A 17,406-nucleotide genomic window follows, 5' to 3' on the forward strand; every position below is an offset into this window, starting at 1 on the left:
TAATCTAATGATAAAGATGGTGAAACATGACAGGATGAATCAATCAGAATTAGTAAGTAATTAAGTGACTACCTCTATAAATTTAAATATTCCGCTTTCTCCTAAGAATCAGAAAAAAGACTTTCTACTGTTTAAATTTTATAATACTTGGGAGGATTTCGAAAACGAATCGCAAAAACGATCGTTAATATTTGATGGCAATAATGATATTTCCAGAACCGAAAGGCTTTTAGAAAATGTACAATTTCAAGGAAATAATTTTTACTTAGAATATAAGAAAAAATGGAAAAAATATTTTGTTTTCTCAAATTTGTATTTCAATAAATCGATACTTAATGAAGATAACGATAACACAATAAATCAAGTTGAAAATCGGTTTAATCGTTCATATAAAAATGAAATGTTTTCTTCAAACTTAACCTTAGAAAAAAAAGGGAACAACAACCGGCTTACTACCTTAAAACTAGACTTATTTAGCGGTAAAAATCTTGATAATAAAATATCCAGTGGCCTTATTGACTTCGAACAAGTGTTGTTTAATAACGGTTTTGGTGTTTTTACAAATTTTAAAACGGATTTTATAAATAATGAATCAATACTCATTCAGGGAATGGTAGATTATAAATGGAACAGCTACTCAATTAAACTTGAAGACTTAGACCAATTAATAGAAGAAGATAAAACCATAGAAGAAATAAATGATAGTAAAAGCTCGATACAGATCACTTATAAACAAATGAAAAACTTTATTTTTAAATCATCGTTTTCAGGATATTCTTTTAACCTTTCTAACAATAATAACAAGTTTAAAAGTGCAAGATTAACTTACCCTTCTATTGAACTGACTTATAAAATTAACAGAAATAGACATCAATTAAGTTATCAAAATAACATCAACAGAAATTCACAAAGAATAAGAAACACATTTTTATTGTTTAACAATACGACCACCGCCAGTGTCCAAAATGCTTATAATCTACCTGTTGACTCTCATATTATCAATTATTCATATTCTAAAAGTAATGGGATAAATCGTTGGGAATCAAACATACAGTACACCTCAAATAAAGACATCCTATTAGAATCATTCGATATTAGTAACGATTTAAGTGTTTCAAATAAACGAAATTCAAATAAGGACAGTCAAACATTAAATATTTTAAATAGTTATGATTTTTTATTTTTAAAAAAATGGAGTGCAATTATTCAGTCTAATCTTTTTTATGGTAGTAGTTTTCAACTTTTTGAAAACGATATAAAACCAATTAATTTTTCAGGTGTTCAATTAGATGCAAAAATCAGTAAAAGACTTGGCAAGAGATTTTTTCTAAATAGTGGATATCAATTTCAGTACAATGTTTTCGAGTTACAAGGTAATAACGCCAACTCGCAGTCTAATAACTCATTTGATATGGAATTAGATTATAACTATAATTCTTATCAAGGAAACATACAGATAATGTCAAATAATTTTGGCTCCGATAAATATAATGTTTTTATTAACATCGTTACTTCGTACGAATTGAATAATTGGAAAAGTAATATTAAATTAAGGGTTTTAAATCTTTTAAATATTGATAAATTAACTAGTCAAAATTCAAGCTCCAATAGTCAATCAAATTTTTCTCAATTTATACCAGGGCGAAGAGCATCATTGTCTTGTACATTTCACTTTTAAGTAATAAATATTGATGTAAATTACTCTGATTATACAGAGTTCATATTTTGAATTTTACTAGCTTTGAACTTTACCCTAGGAAAATGTTAGAGAATATAGAAATTAATCCGCTTCTTGAAAGATTACCACCGCATTTAAAACAGTTTATAAAGCCTCAAAATTATGATCTTTATACCTATCAAGATCAGGCAGTGTGGCGATATGTGATGAGGAAGAATGTGAATTTCTTGAGTCAGGTGGCTCATGGATCTTATACTGCTGGACTTAAGAAAACTGGGATTTCTATAGATAACATACCGTCTATGTATGGTATGAATCGCATTCTTAAAGAAATAGGCTGGGCTGCTGTTGCAGTAGATGGTTTTATACCGCCAGCAGCTTTTATGGAGTTTCAGGCTTATAAAATATTAGTCATTGCTGCTGATATTAGAAAACTGGACAATATAGAATACACTCCTGCACCAGATATTATTCATGAGGCTGCTGGACATGCACCTATTATTGCAAGTCCAGATTATGCAGAATATTTGAGACGTTTTGGCGAGATAGGCAGCAAAGCTATTTCTAGCGCACACGATCATGAAATGTATGAGGCAGTGCGCAAAATTTCCATTCTTAAAGAAACTCGTAGTGAGACAGAAAACCCAGAGCTGGATAAAGAAATCGCAGCTGCCGAGGCAAATATAGAGCGTCTTCAAAATAAAGATGTAGAACCTAGTGAAATGTCCTTAATTAGAAATTTACACTGGTGGACGGTAGAATACGGTCTGGTAGGTACGCTAGATAATCCTAAGCTTTATGGCGCCGGATTATTATCGAGTCTAGGAGAAAGTAGAAGCTGTCTAGAGCCTGCGGTAGAAAAAAGACTTTATACTATTGATGCAGCTTATCAAGATTTTGATATCACACGCAAGCAACCTCATCTTTATGTAACACCTAATTTTGCGACGCTAAGTGAGGTACTAGAAGAATTTGCTAATACGATGGCAGTGCGTAAAGGTGGACATCGTGGTTTACAGAAATTAATTAATTCTAAATCTCTAGGGACTATTGAGTTAAGTACTGGATTGCAAATAAGCGGCCATTTTACACGCATGATTACTAATGATGACAACGAGGTGGTTTTCTTTGAAACGACTGGAGAGAGCGCTCTTGCTTATAGAGAAAAAGAGCTTATAGGTCATGGACGCAGTACACATAAAAACGGTTTTTTGAGTCCGCTGGGGAAACTTAAGGGAATCAATCTAGCTATAGAAGATATGGGACCTCGTGATTTACAGGCTTATAATTTTTATGACAACGAGCGCATTGAATTTACCTATGAAAGTGGAATTAGAGTAGAAGGTTTAAACGTCACTGGACAGCGCAATTTGAATGGTAAATTAATGCTCATTCAGTTTACCGACTGCACCGTAACTTATAAGGACGAGGTTCTATTTACACCAGAAGACGGCATGCTTAATCTAGCCGTAGGAAAAGAAATAGTTAGTGCCTATGCTGGCCCTGCAGACTATTACAGCTTTGACCTTGTTTTTCATGAAAGTAATACTAAAACTATAAAGCCAGTTTTCTCAAAAAGAGAAATAGCTATTCAAGGTTTATACGAGAAGGTGCGCAATTATAGAGAAGAAGATAAAATAAATAAACCGTTACTTGAGGAATTAAAAGCTCAAGTAGAAAATGATTATCCTGAGCAGTGGTTGCTTATTGAGGAGATTAAAGAATTGATAGGTTAACTAAAATTATTTAATGGTATCACTGCGTTTACCACAGTACCATTACCTTGTGTGCTGGTCAGTTTTAAGTCACCATTTAATTCATTTACAGCTGTCGTGATTTGTTGAATACCATCTCCATTTGCGACAGCTATGCGATCATAACCTAGTCCGTTATCGTGGGTAATTATATGTAAAAAATCGTTTTCTATAGATGCGATATTGAATATATAATTGGCTTGAGAATGAATAGCTGCGTTGTGCAAGCCTTCATTAATAATAATTAATAAAGACAAGATCTCTCTAGGTTCAAAATTGAGTAATTCCTTTTCTGGAAAATTAATTTTATAGACAGATGGACCTTCTATATTATGGCTATAGAGATTATGAAGTTGTTGAGTGGTATGCTCTATATCTTTTAAAGTAAATTTATTTTTACTGGCTGCAAATTTATAAATCAATGAGACTGCCTTTGTTTTAACGACTGTTTTTTCTGGAGACTTTTGTTCTAATTCTAGTAAAATCGCATTGCGCTGTAATTCAAATTTATGAAGTCCATTTGCTCCTTTTAATCTTCTAGCCTGTGCTTCTTTTCTATCCATCGCTTTTAAAAACTGAATAACTACTAGTCCTACTAGTAAACCGATAAAAATGTACCCAATAATTGCTCCCATGGTTCTAATGTAGGTATTAAAAAGTGATATGTTGTGGTTCCGCTTTCGCGAAAGCGAAATTATAATAACAATTTACTACTTTGCAGGTAAGTAAACTAAAAACAAACGTCTCAATAAAGAAAAACTATGTTCGGTCTATTTAAAAATAAGAAAAAAGAAACAATACAGAAATACCTTAAAGAGGGCGCGCAATTACTGGATGTGCGTACCGCATCTGAATTTAACGGCAGTCATATAGAAGGGTCTAAAAATATTCCTGTACAGGTAATAGATCAACAAATGACTGATCTGGATAAAGAAAAACCATTAATCGTGTATTGTGCCATGGGAGGACGCAGTAATATCGCTGCTGTAAAATTAAAAGCCAAAGGTTATAAAGTAGTAAACGCCGGTGGTATAGGTTCTATGAGGAAATATTTAAAGTCGTGATACTTTAGTTATATATTCTTCCTATTTTTAATTTATGAAATTAGATTACCATAATATCAAAGACGAAGGAAGGTTTACTGTAACAAGTTTTCAATGTGGCCCTTCATTACAGCTTCTTAAAGAAAAAGGGTTATATAAAATAGTCTGGTGTACAGAAGGTGAAGAACAACTGGTTGTGGATGGTTATAATGTCGTGCTTAAAAAGAATCAAGTATTGTTTTGCACACCTGTGAACATAGTAGAGATCCCAAAGGATAATTATGGTTTAATAGCTTTTGTATTTAATCGTGAGTTTTATTGCATACAGCATAATGATTCTGAGGTATCGTGTATGGGAATGCTATTTTTCGGTTCTTCTACAGCACCTATCATAGACTTAACTGTAAAAGAACAAGCTAGTTTTAATGCGATGCTGGTTTTATTTCAGGAAGAATTTGATACTAAAGATCATATACAGGGCGAGATGCTACGTACTTTATTAAAAAGAATGTTGATTACCTCTACCAGACTGATAAAACAAGAAAGTTACCAGCCCGATTTAACGGTAAAACAAGTGGATCTAGTAAGACGATTTAACATACTAGTAGAACAGCATTTTAAAGAAAAGCACCAGGTTGCAGACTATGCAGACTTGCTTTTTAAATCTCCTAAAACACTTTCTAACTTTTTTAAGAAGCATGATGTAAAATCACCTCTTAAGATTATTAACGAGCGCATCGCTGCCGAGGCTAAAAGACTTTTACTTTACTCAGATAAAAGCGCTGAAGAGATAGCTTATGAACTAGGTTATAATGAGCCTAGTCATTTCTCTAAGTTCTTTAAAAAACAAACAGGTTCTAGCCCGCTATCTTTTAGAAAACAATAAATTAAAAGAGACAACATATTTCATTTATTATAAAAGTGGGTTGCTATCCTAAAAACTAGGTGGCAACTCACTTCTTTTTTGGTTTATTTTCATCTTAGACATAAAAAAACAGGCCCGTACTCCTAAGAGACAGACCTGTTTCAACTAACCAACTATGAAAAATTTAACTCTTACCTAAATGTTATTAAGCATTTAAAGGTTGTACCGCTGGGAAATCAACTGGCACTTGAGTTGTATTGTGTAAATAGTTTGAGATGGTTTTATCACCTACTAAAACTATCGTATCTACTAAGTTTTCTTGAGTATAACCTGCCGCTAGAAAAGAATCTACCACAGCTTTATCTGCTCTACCTCTATTCTCTGTTATATTTTTTGCTAGACCTGCAAGAGCATTGTAACTAGTCTGAAAAGATGCTTTACCAGCTCTTAATTCTAGTGTTTGTTCTTGAGTAAAACCATTCATTTGTGCAATTGCAGTATGCGCTGCAAGACAGTAATCACATCCGTTTACTTCACTTACTGCTAGGTTTACTACTTCTTTTTCTTTATTGTTTAAAGATGTTTTTGCTCCAGATAAAGAAAGGTAATTATTTAATGCGTTATTAGATAATGCATAAGTGGCATATAAATTAGGAACAAAACCTAATTGCTTTTCTAGGTTATCAAAAATTCCTTGATTCACTTCGTTTACTTCACTTCTTTGTGGTACATTAAATGTTGCCATGATATTATATACTTTTAATTATTGTTATTTTCTTATCCCTTAGGACACTACAAAGATGCGACAGTAAGTAGCCTTTAAAAATGTGTTCATTTCCCGAGTACTGTTCTATTCTTCCCTAAACCTTTAATTCGACAGGTTTTAATACTTTATGAAATGCTTTTTTACTATTTATATCACTAGCACCTCTTATAAAGCAGTACTTTACTTATTTTTATAATCACAAACCAAAATATTTATGAGCGATAAACAAATAGATCTTAAAGGCGCCATAGCTATAGGTATAGGTGGTATGGTAGGCGGTGGAATCTTTGCCGTACTAGGTCTAGCTATATCACTAGCTAAAGGTGCCACGCCTGTAGCATTTCTTATCGCAGGTATCATAGCCATATTCACAGCCTATAGTTATTCTAAATTATCTCTAGCCTATCCAGACACCGGTGGTACAGTACGTTTTATTAACGAAGGTTTTGGTAAAGGAGTTATAAGCGGCGGACTTAACAACCTGCTCTGGATAAGTTACATCATCATGTTGGCGCTTTACGCTAGTGCATTTGGTTCTTATGCGCCCAATCTAATTACCATCACAGGTGACACCAGTATAGACACCCATATATCTATAAGTGCTGTAGTGATTATCGCCACTATAATTAATTATGCTAGTGCAAAGCTGGTAAGCGCAATAGAAAGTTATGCGGTAATCATAAAGCTTATCATATTGCTTGGTTTTATAGCAGTAGGCATGTACGGTATGAATTCCAGTGCAAATCTAGAACAACTAGACCCTTCTAATTGGGAAGGCACGTTTCAAATCATCACTGGTGGTATGGTCATTTTTGTTGCCTATGAAGGTTTTGAACTCATTGCAAATGCCGTATCGGACTTAAAAGATCCAGAAAAGAACATTCCTAGAGCTTATATGATTTCGGTACTTTTTGTAGTAGCTCTATATATAACCATCGCAATTATTACCGTAGGATCCTTGCCCTTTGATCAAATTAAAGAAGCTAAGGATTATGTGTTATCCGAGGTAGCAAAACCTACTTTGGGACAGGCTGGATTTACCATCATGACTATTGCAGCCTTGATTTCTACGTTTTCAGCTATAAACGCAACACTTTACGGCGGTGCTCGTGTAAGTTATAAAGTAGCAGAAGATGATGAGTTGCCACATGAACTCACCTTTAAATTCTGGAATCACCCTATTGGGCTTTTAATTATCGCAGTGGCTACTTTACTTCTTGCTAATCTTGCACCACTAGAAAGCATATCAACCTCTGGTAGTGCTGGTTTCTTATTATTATTTGCTGTAGTAAATTATATTGCTTTTAAACAGCATAAAAAACTAAATGCAAATAAGATAATCACGCTGTTAGGTACCATTTTATGCGTGGTAGCATTGGTCATGCTTATTATTCAACAATCACAAAGCAGTTTATCTGGTGTTATCATTATCGCTTCTATAATAGCAGCTTGTTTTATAATGGAATATTGGTACAAAAGAACAGAAAAACCAACTTCTTAAACTACTAACTTGTAGTTATCAATTCTCAGCTTATATTTAAGGTAAATTTTCCTACCATGAATAAGTTGTACTATATCCTATTTGCATTTGTTGTTCTCGTTTTCGCGAAAGCGGAATCACAACAATTACCAGAACCACCAGAAGAACAGAAGTTCTATGAATCGCAGGAATTTAGACTCTTGGGACCTTTCCGTGGTGGACGTAGTGCTGCAGTAACCGGAGTTCCTGGAAAACCTAACTTATTCTATTTCGGTAGTACAGGTGGTGGTGTCTGGAAAACCGTAGATGGTGGAAGAACGTGGACTAATATTTCTGATGGCTTTTTGGGCGGCTCTATAGGTGCCGTAACTGTTGCGCCTAGCGATCATAACGTAATTTATGTAGGTGGTGGCGAGAAAACGGTGCGTGGTAATGTCTCTAGCGGCTATGGAATATGGAAAACAGAAGATGCTGGTAAAACATGGACCGAGGCTGGATTACCTAAAAGTCGTCACGTACCTAGAATAGTTATAGATCCTAACGATCATAATACCGTTTATGCAGCAGTGTTAGGAAATATTTATAAGCCTACCGCAGACCGTGGCGTTTATAAAAGTACTGATGGTGGAAAAACATGGAGTAAAAAACTATTTACTAATGATCTAGCCGGTGCGGTAGATTTAATCATAGACCCTAGTAATTCACGTGTATTGTATGCAAGCACCTGGAGATTACAACGTACACCATACAGTCTATCTAGTGGTGGCGATGGCAGCGCTTTATGGAAAAGTACTGATTATGGAGAAACGTGGAAAGAAATCTCAAAAAATGAAGGCTTTGCTATAGGAACTCTAGGAATTATGGGAATTACCGTCTCACCTGTAGATTCTGACAGATTATATGCCATCGTAGAAAATAAAGATCAAGGCGGATTGTACCGCAGTGATGATGCAGGTTTAACATGGAAAAAGACCAATAGTGATCGCAGTTTAAGACAGCGTGCCTGGTATTATACACGTATATATGCAGACACAAAAAGTGTCGATAAAGTTTATGTAGTTAATGTCAACTATCATAAAAGTACCGATGGTGGTAAAAACTTTTCTAGCGCGAGAGCACCACATGGTGATCATCACGATTTATGGATCGCACCAGAAGATTCTGATCGTATGATTATGGGAGATGACGGTGGCGCACAAATCACTTATGATGGTGGCGAGACATGGAGTACCTATCACAACCAGCCTACAGCACAATACTATCGTGTGACTACAGATAATTCTTTTCCTTATAGAATCTATGTAGCACAACAAGATAATGGGACGATAAGAATACCTCATCGCACTACTGGACGTAGTATTACAGATACCGATTGGGAAGGAACCGCAGGTGGCGAGAGTGCACATATTGCTGTAGATCCTAAAGATAACGACATCGTTTATGGTGGTAGTTATGGTGGTTATTTAACTCGTTATAATCACAAGACTAAATCACAACGAGCGATTAATGTATGGCCAGATAACCCTATGGGACATGGTGCCGAAGGAATGAAATACCGCTTTCAGTGGAATTTCCCTATTCTATTCTCTCAACACGAGCCTAATAAACTCTATGCATTTTCTAATAATGTTCATGTAACTACTAATGAAGGACAGAGCTGGGAAACCATCTCACCTGATTTAACTAGAAATGACCCAACAAAACTAGTTTCTAGCGGTGGACCGATTACTCAAGATAACACGAGTGTAGAGTATTACTGTACCATTTTTGCCGCAGCAGAATCTCCTTTAAATGCCGGCGAGCTGTGGATAGGTAGTGACGATGGACTCCTGCATCTCTCTAAAGATGGCGGTAAAAACTGGAGCAACATTACACCTAGGGGATTACCAGAATGGACACAAATTAACAGCATAGAACCTAGCCGTTATGACGCGGCAACTTGCTATGTCGCTGCTACACGTTATAAATTAGGCGATTTCACACCTTACTTATATAGAACTACAGATTATGGTAAATCATGGAAAAAAATAACAGATGGCATCCCATCAGAGCATTTTTCTAGAGTAGTAAGAGAAGATGATCAAGTACAAGGAATGCTGTATGCAGGAACAGAAACTGGTTTATACATTTCTACCGACTATGGAAAGTCATGGAAATCATTCCAGATAAATTTACCTATCGTACCAATTACCGATCTTGCAGTAAAAAACAACAACCTTATCATAGCGACACAAGGTAGAAGTTTATGGATACACGATGATTTAGGACTGGTGAGAGAAGCTTTTTCTAGTTCGCTTGCGCGAAAGCAAGACGAAAACAAACTTTTTAAACCTAAAACCTCTTACCGTATGGCAGGAAATGGTCGTGCAGGTTCCCTTACCGCAGGAGCAAATCATCCTGCAGGAGTACAGGTTCATTATTACTTACATGAGTTGAAAGAAAAAGATAGTGTATCACTTTCTTTTTATGACTCAAAAAACAAGTTGATAAAAACCTATGCTACCTATGATAAAAAGAACAAATTAAAAGTAAAAAAAGGTGCCAACTCTTTTAATTGGAATACGGTTTATGACGGTGCAGAAAAATTACCAGGTATGATTCTATGGTGGGCAAATATGTCTGGACCTAAGGCCGTACCTGGATCATACAAAGTAGAATTATCCATAAATGGTAAAAAGCAATCACAACCTATTACCATTATAGCTGCTCCTAATAGCGAGGCTAGCGATGCAGACATGCTGGCACAATTTAATTATGTAAATGAAGTAAACGCTACGGTAGACAAAGCTCATAAATCAATTAAAAACATACGTGCATTTAATAAAAAACTAAGTGCTTTTGAAATGTTATATGGAGATAGAGAAGAACAAGGTGTTAAAGATATGATTGCGATGTCTAAGGACATGAAAAAGAAATTTAGCAAGGTAGAAAAAGCACTTTATCAAACTAAAAACCGCAGTGGTCAGGATCCTTTAAATTTCCCTATTAGATTAACTAATAAACTAGCTCACTTAAATAGTCTGGCACAAATAGGTGACTTTGCTCCTACTTCACAAAGTATAGAAGTTAAAGATGAATTAACTGCTGAAATAGAAAAGCAACTCGCTATTTTTGACCAAGTTTTACAATCTGATATTAAAAAATTCAACGAGCAATTTAATGCCCTGAATTTAGAGTACCTCGTGATTGAGAAAGAGAAGAAATAATGGAGAGTTTAAAAGGAATTTGGATAGGTTATTATGAATACGGTATAGGGTATGAATTACCCTATTTTGGTCAACGTGTTAAATACCAAATTGAAATCACTTTTGATGACGAGAATATTATAGGAACTGCCAGTGAAGAAAAATCTGAATTCTCAGTAGATTCAGATGCAATTATAAAAGGTTATATCGAAGATGATTTGATTTCTTTCGTAAAGACTTACCCTGTAAAATCCATAATTAACGAAAATAATAAAGTGGAGTCATCAAAAGGTGAACAATTTGTAAATCATACAGGCTACCTTGATAGAGATAAAAAAACGATGTATGGATTATGGACCATCGAACAAAACTATTTAGATCTAGATTACCCAAATGAAATGGATCAAGTTGAAGGAATCTGGTTATTAGAAAAGCAGTAAATAATATGGAGGAACTAAGCGGTTATTGGGAAGGTTATTTTATCTACGGATTAGGTTTTGACCTTCCTTTCTTTGGTGAGAGAGTTAGGCTATTTACCGAGATGGAATTTAAAGACGGTATTATAACTGGACATCATACAGAAGAAAAAGGACCATTCTCAACTGGTAGAACGGTTAATTTTACTGGGTTTTGGGAACAAAATCTAATTTCTCTAACCGTATCTTACACTAGTAATGATGTTATTCTAGAAGATGGTTTCAGTACTGAAGAGATAGAACATGATTTTGAAATCGTTTATAATGGCTCTTTTGATTATAAGAAGAAAGCCATGAATGGTATATGGTTTATGCAAAATGAAATGGACAGAAATATAGATCTAGAAATACCACCTGCCGAAGGTCTCTGGGTATTAAAAAAAGTAAAAAAGCCAGTGAGTGACTTTGACTATTCACTTCTTGGACTCTAATAAGTAAATCTTTTACCATAGCTCTTTTACATGGTTCATACTAGAAAAATCAAAAGGACTGCCATCTAGAAACTCGCCTTTACGACATTGTGGACATTTAAAAAATAGCGAGCTGTATAAAATGGAATTTTTTGAACATTTCTTTTAAATCAAATTTAAAAAGAAGTATTATCTAGCTAGGTAACCTTTGTTACACAACAAGTAATGAGTTTAAATAATTTAAAGAAATATATTAAGTAACTGAAATCCTAAAAAAGAACTTCTCGCTTAAGGAATAGACCTATAGCATAGAAGTTCTTTACATGTTTTTAAACTATTGTATTAAGTATAAATATAACGGTAAACCTATAGTAATATTTATAGGAAATGTTATAGCGAGAGCCATAGGTAAATACAAACTAGGATTAGCCTGTGGAGCAGCAATTCTCATAGCAGCAGGAACAGCTATGTAAGAAGCACTTGCCGCGAGTATCGCTAGTAATAATCTATCACCTGTTTCAGTTAAAGCATAACCTGATAAGATAGCTACTAGACAACCGTTAATAAGAGGTACAATAATGGCAAACACTAATGCAAACCAGCCTTTCTTAATCAAAACACCTATTTTCTTACCACTAGTTATCCCCATGTCTAATAAGAAAACGGCTAGAAAACCTTTAAAAATGTCTGTAGTAAATGGTTTTATTCCAGCAGCCTGTGCATCACTAGCTATGTAACCTATCACAAGACTTCCTAGAATAAGTACCACACTTCCATTTGTAATAGCATGTTTAACGAGGCCTAGTATTTTACTAGTAGAACGATCTCTTCCTTTAGAACATAAACTCATTAATAAAACTCCTACAATAATAGAAGGTGCTTCCATCAATGCCATAACTGCGACCATATGACCACCGAATGGAATATTCTCCATTTCTAAAAAACTTACCGCTGTCACAAAAGTCACCGCACTTACAGACCCATATGCCGCTGCGATTGCTCCTGCATTTTCTAATGAAAACTTTAATCTCAAAATAAAGAAGGTATAAAGTGGGACCAATATAGCAAGGGCTATTCCTATAAATACAGCCCAATAAATATCTGCAGTAAAATCACTATGTGAAAGCTCCTGACCTCCTTTAAAGCCGATGGCAAATAATAAATAGAGAGATATAAATTTTGAAGAATTCTTAGGTATTTCTAAATCACTCTTAACCTGTGAAGCAAATAATCCTAAGATAAAAAACAGTAATGCTGGGTTAGATAAGTTATCTGTTAAAAGATGTAAATCCATAAATAATGGTAGTGTAAATTAATCTATAATTTCAATTTCTAGAATGCCATTTATCTTAATGTTTTTACCCATCGTTAACGCTTCTCTACATACTGCTTTAAATTCTTTTCTTTCTATAGTTAACTCTTTCACACGGCTGTCGTCATAACCTGTATCGCTATGCATATTACCTTCTGAGAGAGAAAGTCTACGCAGTTTATGGAAATTTATTTTTCCTTCTATTAAACTACTTACCACATCTGCAGCTTCTGATGGGGTAAACTGGCCATCAATAAGTTGAACTTTGTTGAGTACTTCTTTACTTGTATTCATCTTAATTTGATTTATTATTAATTTTAATTTTAGATACTATCATTATACTCATTATTAAAATGAGGATGAACATGGGCATGATAAGAAAACGAGACATAGGATGATTTTGAATGAAACACATCACTGAGATAACTAAGTACATTGCTCCTATTAATGCAATCATACTATACCGTAAAACAGTACCTATGGCTTTTAAATTGACATCTTCCATAAACGTCCATACATATCGCAGTTGCTTTTGATAGTTTATAGAATCCCTTCTGTTAAATTGATGTAACATAGATTTTTAGTTCATTTACCGTGCAAATATGCATTACCTAATCCATTAGTTTTTATTTATATTTGTAATGAAATACATAATTAATATTTATGCATTATACTCTGCACCAACTTCAAATATTTCTTCAAATAGTGGAGAAACGTAGCATCACAAAGGCATCAGAAGCCTTGTTTCTTACACAACCAGCGGTCTCTATTCAGCTTAAAAAACTGCAAGACCAATTCCCCATTCCTTTAACAGAAGTAATAGGACGGCAGTTATATGTGACCGACTTTGGTAATGAAATTGCTGAAATAGCAAAACGAATCGTCAAAGAACTTCAGGTTATTGATTTTAAGACAAGCCAATATCAAGGTAAACTAGCTGGAAAACTAAGTTTATCTATAGTCTCTACTGGTAAATATGTGATGCCATACTTTTTATCAGGATTTTTGAACGAGCATAGTGGTGTAGATTTCTCTATGGATGTAACTAATAAGAAGAAAGTTGTTCAGGATTTAGAAAATAATAGCGTAGATTTTGCATTAGTATCTGTATTACCTGCTCATTTAGATCTGGAAAAGCTACCGCTCATGAAAAATGAGTTGTACCTAGTAGGAGGCTCTGAAAGAGTAAAAAATAAAAAAGGAAAAAAAGAAAGCATTTTTTTTGAGGAGCCTTTATTGTATAGAGAACAAGGATCTGCGACTAGAAATGCAATGGAAAATTTTATACAGGGTAAAAACTTAATGACTCGCAAAAAAATAGAATTAACATCTAACGAGGCATTAAAACAAGCTGTCATTGCAGGATTAGGATTTTCAATTATGCCCATGATAGGAATAAGGAATGCCGTAGAAAAGGGAGACATAAATGTTATTCCTTATAACGGTTTACCTATAAAAACTCAATGGAATCTTATATGGCTCAAAAAGAAAAAACTATCACCAGCAGCTCTCGCATTTAAAAATTATATTATTGAAAATAAGGATCAAATAACTGCTCAATATTTTGATTGGGTAAATAACATGGCTTCTTCATAAAAACCTTCTCAAGGACCTTGCAACTATTTGATTTTATTTTGTTTAAATTAAAAAACAGGAGTTGTTTTTAAGCGCATCCAGAAATCTTTGCACCATAAATAGCGATCTGCTATTTTAAATGATACAGAACTTGCAATTCCCACTAATTTGTATCTATCAAAAATTAAGAATTTATTTACGAGCATCCCTTGAGTAGAACGCTCGTTAAATAACGTGGTTATCATATGAGGAGAATGCAAGAAATTTTACTTGTAATTTGTTATTCCGCTTTCGCGAAAGCGAAACACTTACCATCTCCTCAAACATAAGTAGTAAAAGAGGTTATTTACCCACTACATGTAGCTCTACAAAGTTCTTATCGATGTACATAGTTTGAGTTTTTACATCGTACTGTAATTCTTGAAAAGATATTTTTACATTATCTACCTCCACATAATCTATCTCAAAGGGAAGACCTATAAAGTTAAAACGCAATGTTTTATAGGTAGTAGTAAATTTACCATCTTTAAACTGAGAGATGACCATTTCTTTCTCATAACCATTGAAGGATAGATTTCTAAGACTATAACGTCCTTTCTTATAATCATATCCATCTGCGGCGTCTTCATAGACCACAGATTTTTCTTTACCCATAGTATAATATACGTCTAGAGTTAAGAATTCTATTTCCTTTTCACCTACATACTGCATTACAGGATAACGTGGTATCACTGCTCCAGCTTTTACAAAAAGAGGGATTTGATCTATGTCTGCATCTACCCAGGTTTCTTTACCGCCAGATGTGGTTGCTCTAGTCCAGAAATTATACCACTCACCTCTAGGTATGTACATTCTACGTCCTTTGGCATTAGGTTCTAGCACAGGACATACCAGTATTTTATCACCGAACATGAACTCATCATTTCTATAATGGGTTTGCGCATCTTCTTGATCATAAACTACAAGAGATTTTAACATAGGTGTACCTTCTTCTGCATATTGCCAGAAAGTGGTGTATAAGTAGGGTAAAAGTTTATATCTTAATTCAACAAATTTTCTAGTGATGTTCGTCACGTTCTCGTCAAATGTCCATGGTTCTTGATCTCCATGATCGCCGCTAGAATGGACACGACAGAATGGATGAAAAACACCCAGAGCAATCCATCTTGCAAAAAGCTCTCCTGTAGGCTGCTCTGCAAACCCTCCTATATCAGAGCCTGCAAATGACATTCCTGAGAGCGCCATGCGTTGTGCCTGAATATTTGCAATACTTAAATGTTCCCATGTAGCTACATTATCACCGAACCAGCTAGATGTATAACGTTGTGTACCAGAATAAGCAGATCGTGTAATGACAAATGGGCGTTTAGGGTAAATAAATTTCTTTACACCTTCATAAGTGGCACGTGCCATTTGCGCTCCATAGATGTTGTGTGCTTTTCTATGTGAGCATGGATGCCCATCAAAATCGTGACGTACGTCATCTGGAAATGTTTTATTAGGCACTTCCATAACAGCTGGCTCATTCATATCGTTCCATATACCTGCCAGACCATTATCTGCAATGAGGCCTTTAAAAAGATCGGCCCACCATGTTCTTACTTTAGGATCTGTATAATCTGGGAAGTAACACTGTCCTGGCCATACTTTACCCTTCATATAAGGGCCATCTGCTCGTTTACAGAAATAATCATTTTCCATTGCTTCTTTAAAGACACTGTACTCGGGATCTATTTTTATACCTGGATCAATGATCGCTATGGTTTTAAAACCATCTTCTCTCAGGTCACTTATCATTTTAGTTGGGTCAGGAAACTTTTCATTATCCCAAGTAAAACACCTAAAACCATCCATATAATCTATATCTAGATAAATGGCATCACAAGGTATTTGTAACTCTCTGAATTTAGAGGTTATTTCTCTTACATTACTTTCTGGATAGTAACTCCATTTACACTGGTGAAAACCTAACGCCCATAAGGGTGGTAACTCAGGTTTACCAGTAAGCTCTGTATAACCACTCACTACATTATTGACATCTGGTCCATAGATAAAATAATAATCCATAACACCACCTTGTGCCCAAAAACTAGTTACATGATGACGTTCTTGCGCAAAATCAAAAAAGGATCTAAATGTGTTATCAAAGAAAATACCATAGGCTATCTTATTTTGCAAGCCCACATAAAAGGGAACGTTTTTATATAAAGGATCTGTAGTTTTACCAAATGCATACTGGTCTGTGCCCCACATTTCAAATCTCTTAGAGCGCATATTATTATCTGCTGGTTTATCTCCTAGACCGTAATAACTCTCACCAGGTTGTGCTTTTTTAGACATTTTAACTACCTCACCTCCATACTCATAACTTTCCTCAAAATGAAAACCTAATTCATCTTCACAAACAATTTTACCCTGTAAGTCAAATATGCGAGATCTTAGATCTGATTTTGCGATATGACATATAATTTTAGAAGTCGTTATTTCATAATGACTTTCTTTTTCTACTACCTCTAGTTTATTGTAACCACGGTTACTATCTTCATCAATAGCATAAGAAAAATCTTCTTCTAGCTTACCGCCTGTACCATATTTAAATCTAATAACGCTGTCGCGAAAGATCTGTACACGCAAGATTACACCATTATTTGCATGAAAAGTGAGTGTATCTACCACGTGTTCAAAAGAAGTCAACTGACCTGGAAAAACATTTCCTTTACTGTGCAATTCTGTATTTGTAATCATAAGGTTATAATATTCAGTGTTTTGAATACAACTTAAATAAGCTGTAATAAAAAGTTAAATTAAGAAAAAGATTTTTGATTATCCTTTTAAAAAAGAGATAGTTACGCAACCGTTTGA

At 34.6% G+C, this 17,406-nt stretch carries 16 protein-coding genes; 9 read left to right on the top strand and 7 right to left on the bottom strand.

Going from position 1 to position 17,406, the window contains the following annotated elements; translation table 11 throughout:
• The first annotated feature begins 64 nt into the window (after positions 1-64).
• Together Q0838_RS04005 and Q0838_RS04010 are read left to right on the top strand one after the other, a co-directional pair.
• Positions 65-1,678: a hypothetical protein gene (locus Q0838_RS04005; RefSeq protein WP_298951633.1), complete on the top strand. Its 1,614-nt coding sequence runs from the start codon at positions 65-67 to the stop codon at positions 1,676-1,678.
• Between the two features lie 83 nt (positions 1,679-1,761).
• Positions 1,762-3,414 (top strand): aromatic amino acid hydroxylase, encoded by a 1,653-nt coding sequence (locus tag Q0838_RS04010; RefSeq protein WP_298951635.1) that lies wholly within the window; start codon positions 1,762-1,764, stop codon positions 3,412-3,414.
• Here the strand turns inward: Q0838_RS04010 and Q0838_RS04015 are convergent.
• Positions 3,411-4,067 carry a histidine kinase gene (locus tag Q0838_RS04015; protein WP_298951638.1) on the bottom strand — a complete coding sequence of 219 codons (657 nt, stop codon included), beginning with the start codon at positions 4,065-4,067 and terminating at the stop codon, positions 3,411-3,413. The two genes, Q0838_RS04010 and Q0838_RS04015, sit on opposite strands and share 4 nt — an antisense overlap.
• A gap of 126 nt (positions 4,068-4,193) precedes the next feature.
• On the opposite strand from Q0838_RS04015, the gene Q0838_RS04020 reads away from it, so the two are divergent.
• Both Q0838_RS04020 and Q0838_RS04025 read left to right on the top strand, forming a co-directional pair.
• Positions 4,194-4,496, top strand: a complete 303-nt coding sequence (locus tag Q0838_RS04020) for a rhodanese-like domain-containing protein (RefSeq protein ID WP_298951641.1) — start codon at positions 4,194-4,196, stop codon at positions 4,494-4,496.
• A gap of 34 nt (positions 4,497-4,530) precedes the next feature.
• Entirely contained in the window at positions 4,531-5,361 is an 831-nt protein-coding gene (locus Q0838_RS04025) for an AraC family transcriptional regulator (RefSeq protein ID WP_298951644.1), read from the top strand.
• Between the two features lie 184 nt (positions 5,362-5,545).
• On the opposite strand, the gene Q0838_RS04030 is transcribed toward Q0838_RS04025, so the two are convergent.
• Positions 5,546-6,085 carry a carboxymuconolactone decarboxylase family protein gene (locus Q0838_RS04030; RefSeq protein ID WP_298951647.1) on the bottom strand — a complete coding sequence of 180 codons (540 nt, stop codon included), beginning with the start codon at positions 6,083-6,085 and terminating at the stop codon, positions 5,546-5,548.
• A gap of 235 nt (positions 6,086-6,320) precedes the next feature.
• On the opposite strand from Q0838_RS04030, the gene Q0838_RS04035 reads away from it, so the two are divergent.
• Genes Q0838_RS04035 through Q0838_RS04050 form a run of 4 tightly spaced genes read left to right on the top strand, consistent with a single transcriptional unit; the run spans position 6,321 to position 11,678 of the window.
• Positions 6,321-7,607, top strand: coding sequence for an APC family permease (locus Q0838_RS04035; protein WP_298951650.1), 1,287 nt, complete (start codon positions 6,321-6,323; stop codon positions 7,605-7,607).
• Positions 7,608-7,663: 56 nt separating this feature from the next.
• On the top strand, positions 7,664-10,792 hold the full coding sequence (locus Q0838_RS04040; protein ID WP_298951652.1) for a glycosyl hydrolase: 3,129 nt from the start codon (positions 7,664-7,666) through the stop codon (positions 10,790-10,792).
• Positions 10,792-11,211: a hypothetical protein gene (locus Q0838_RS04045; RefSeq protein ID WP_298951655.1), complete on the top strand. Its 420-nt coding sequence runs from the start codon at positions 10,792-10,794 to the stop codon at positions 11,209-11,211. Before Q0838_RS04040 ends, Q0838_RS04045 begins: the two co-directional genes overlap by 1 nt.
• A gap of 5 nt (positions 11,212-11,216) precedes the next feature.
• A complete protein-coding gene (locus Q0838_RS04050) occupies positions 11,217-11,678 on the top strand; it encodes a hypothetical protein (RefSeq protein ID WP_298951658.1) in 462 nt (153 codons plus the stop codon).
• A gap of 313 nt (positions 11,679-11,991) precedes the next feature.
• Here Q0838_RS04050 and Q0838_RS04055 read toward each other — a convergent pair whose 3' ends face one another.
• The 3 genes from Q0838_RS04055 to Q0838_RS04065 are packed head-to-tail and all read right to left on the bottom strand — an operon-like array spanning position 11,992 to position 13,543.
• The gene (locus Q0838_RS04055) at positions 11,992-12,951 is read right to left on the bottom strand and encodes a sodium-dependent bicarbonate transport family permease (protein ID WP_298951661.1); all 960 of its coding nucleotides are present in this window, start codon (positions 12,949-12,951) and stop codon (positions 11,992-11,994) included.
• An 18-nt stretch (positions 12,952-12,969) separates the two neighbouring features.
• Positions 12,970-13,263 carry a hypothetical protein gene (locus tag Q0838_RS04060; protein WP_298951664.1) on the bottom strand — a complete coding sequence of 98 codons (294 nt, stop codon included), beginning with the start codon at positions 13,261-13,263 and terminating at the stop codon, positions 12,970-12,972.
• A gap of 1 nt (position 13,264) precedes the next feature.
• Complete coding sequence (locus Q0838_RS04065; RefSeq protein ID WP_298951667.1) at positions 13,265-13,543, bottom strand: hypothetical protein; 279 nt, start codon at positions 13,541-13,543, stop codon at positions 13,265-13,267.
• Between the two features lie 89 nt (positions 13,544-13,632).
• Between Q0838_RS04065 and Q0838_RS04070 the strand changes: the two genes are divergently transcribed.
• On the top strand, positions 13,633-14,565 hold the full coding sequence (locus Q0838_RS04070; RefSeq protein ID WP_298951670.1) for a LysR family transcriptional regulator: 933 nt from the start codon (positions 13,633-13,635) through the stop codon (positions 14,563-14,565).
• Positions 14,566-14,612: 47 nt separating this feature from the next.
• Here the strand turns inward: Q0838_RS04070 and Q0838_RS04075 are convergent, their stop codons facing one another.
• The gene (locus Q0838_RS04075) at positions 14,613-14,789 is read right to left on the bottom strand and encodes a hypothetical protein (protein WP_298951673.1); all 177 of its coding nucleotides are present in this window, start codon (positions 14,787-14,789) and stop codon (positions 14,613-14,615) included.
• A gap of 97 nt (positions 14,790-14,886) precedes the next feature.
• Positions 14,887-17,289, bottom strand: a complete 2,403-nt coding sequence (locus tag Q0838_RS04080; protein ID WP_298951676.1) for a glycoside hydrolase family 31 protein — start codon at positions 17,287-17,289, stop codon at positions 14,887-14,889.
• Positions 17,290-17,406 lie beyond the last annotated feature (117 nt).

This window comes from uncultured Nonlabens sp., from assembly GCF_947495285.1.
Classification (GTDB): Bacteria; Bacteroidota; Bacteroidia; order Flavobacteriales; family Flavobacteriaceae; genus Nonlabens.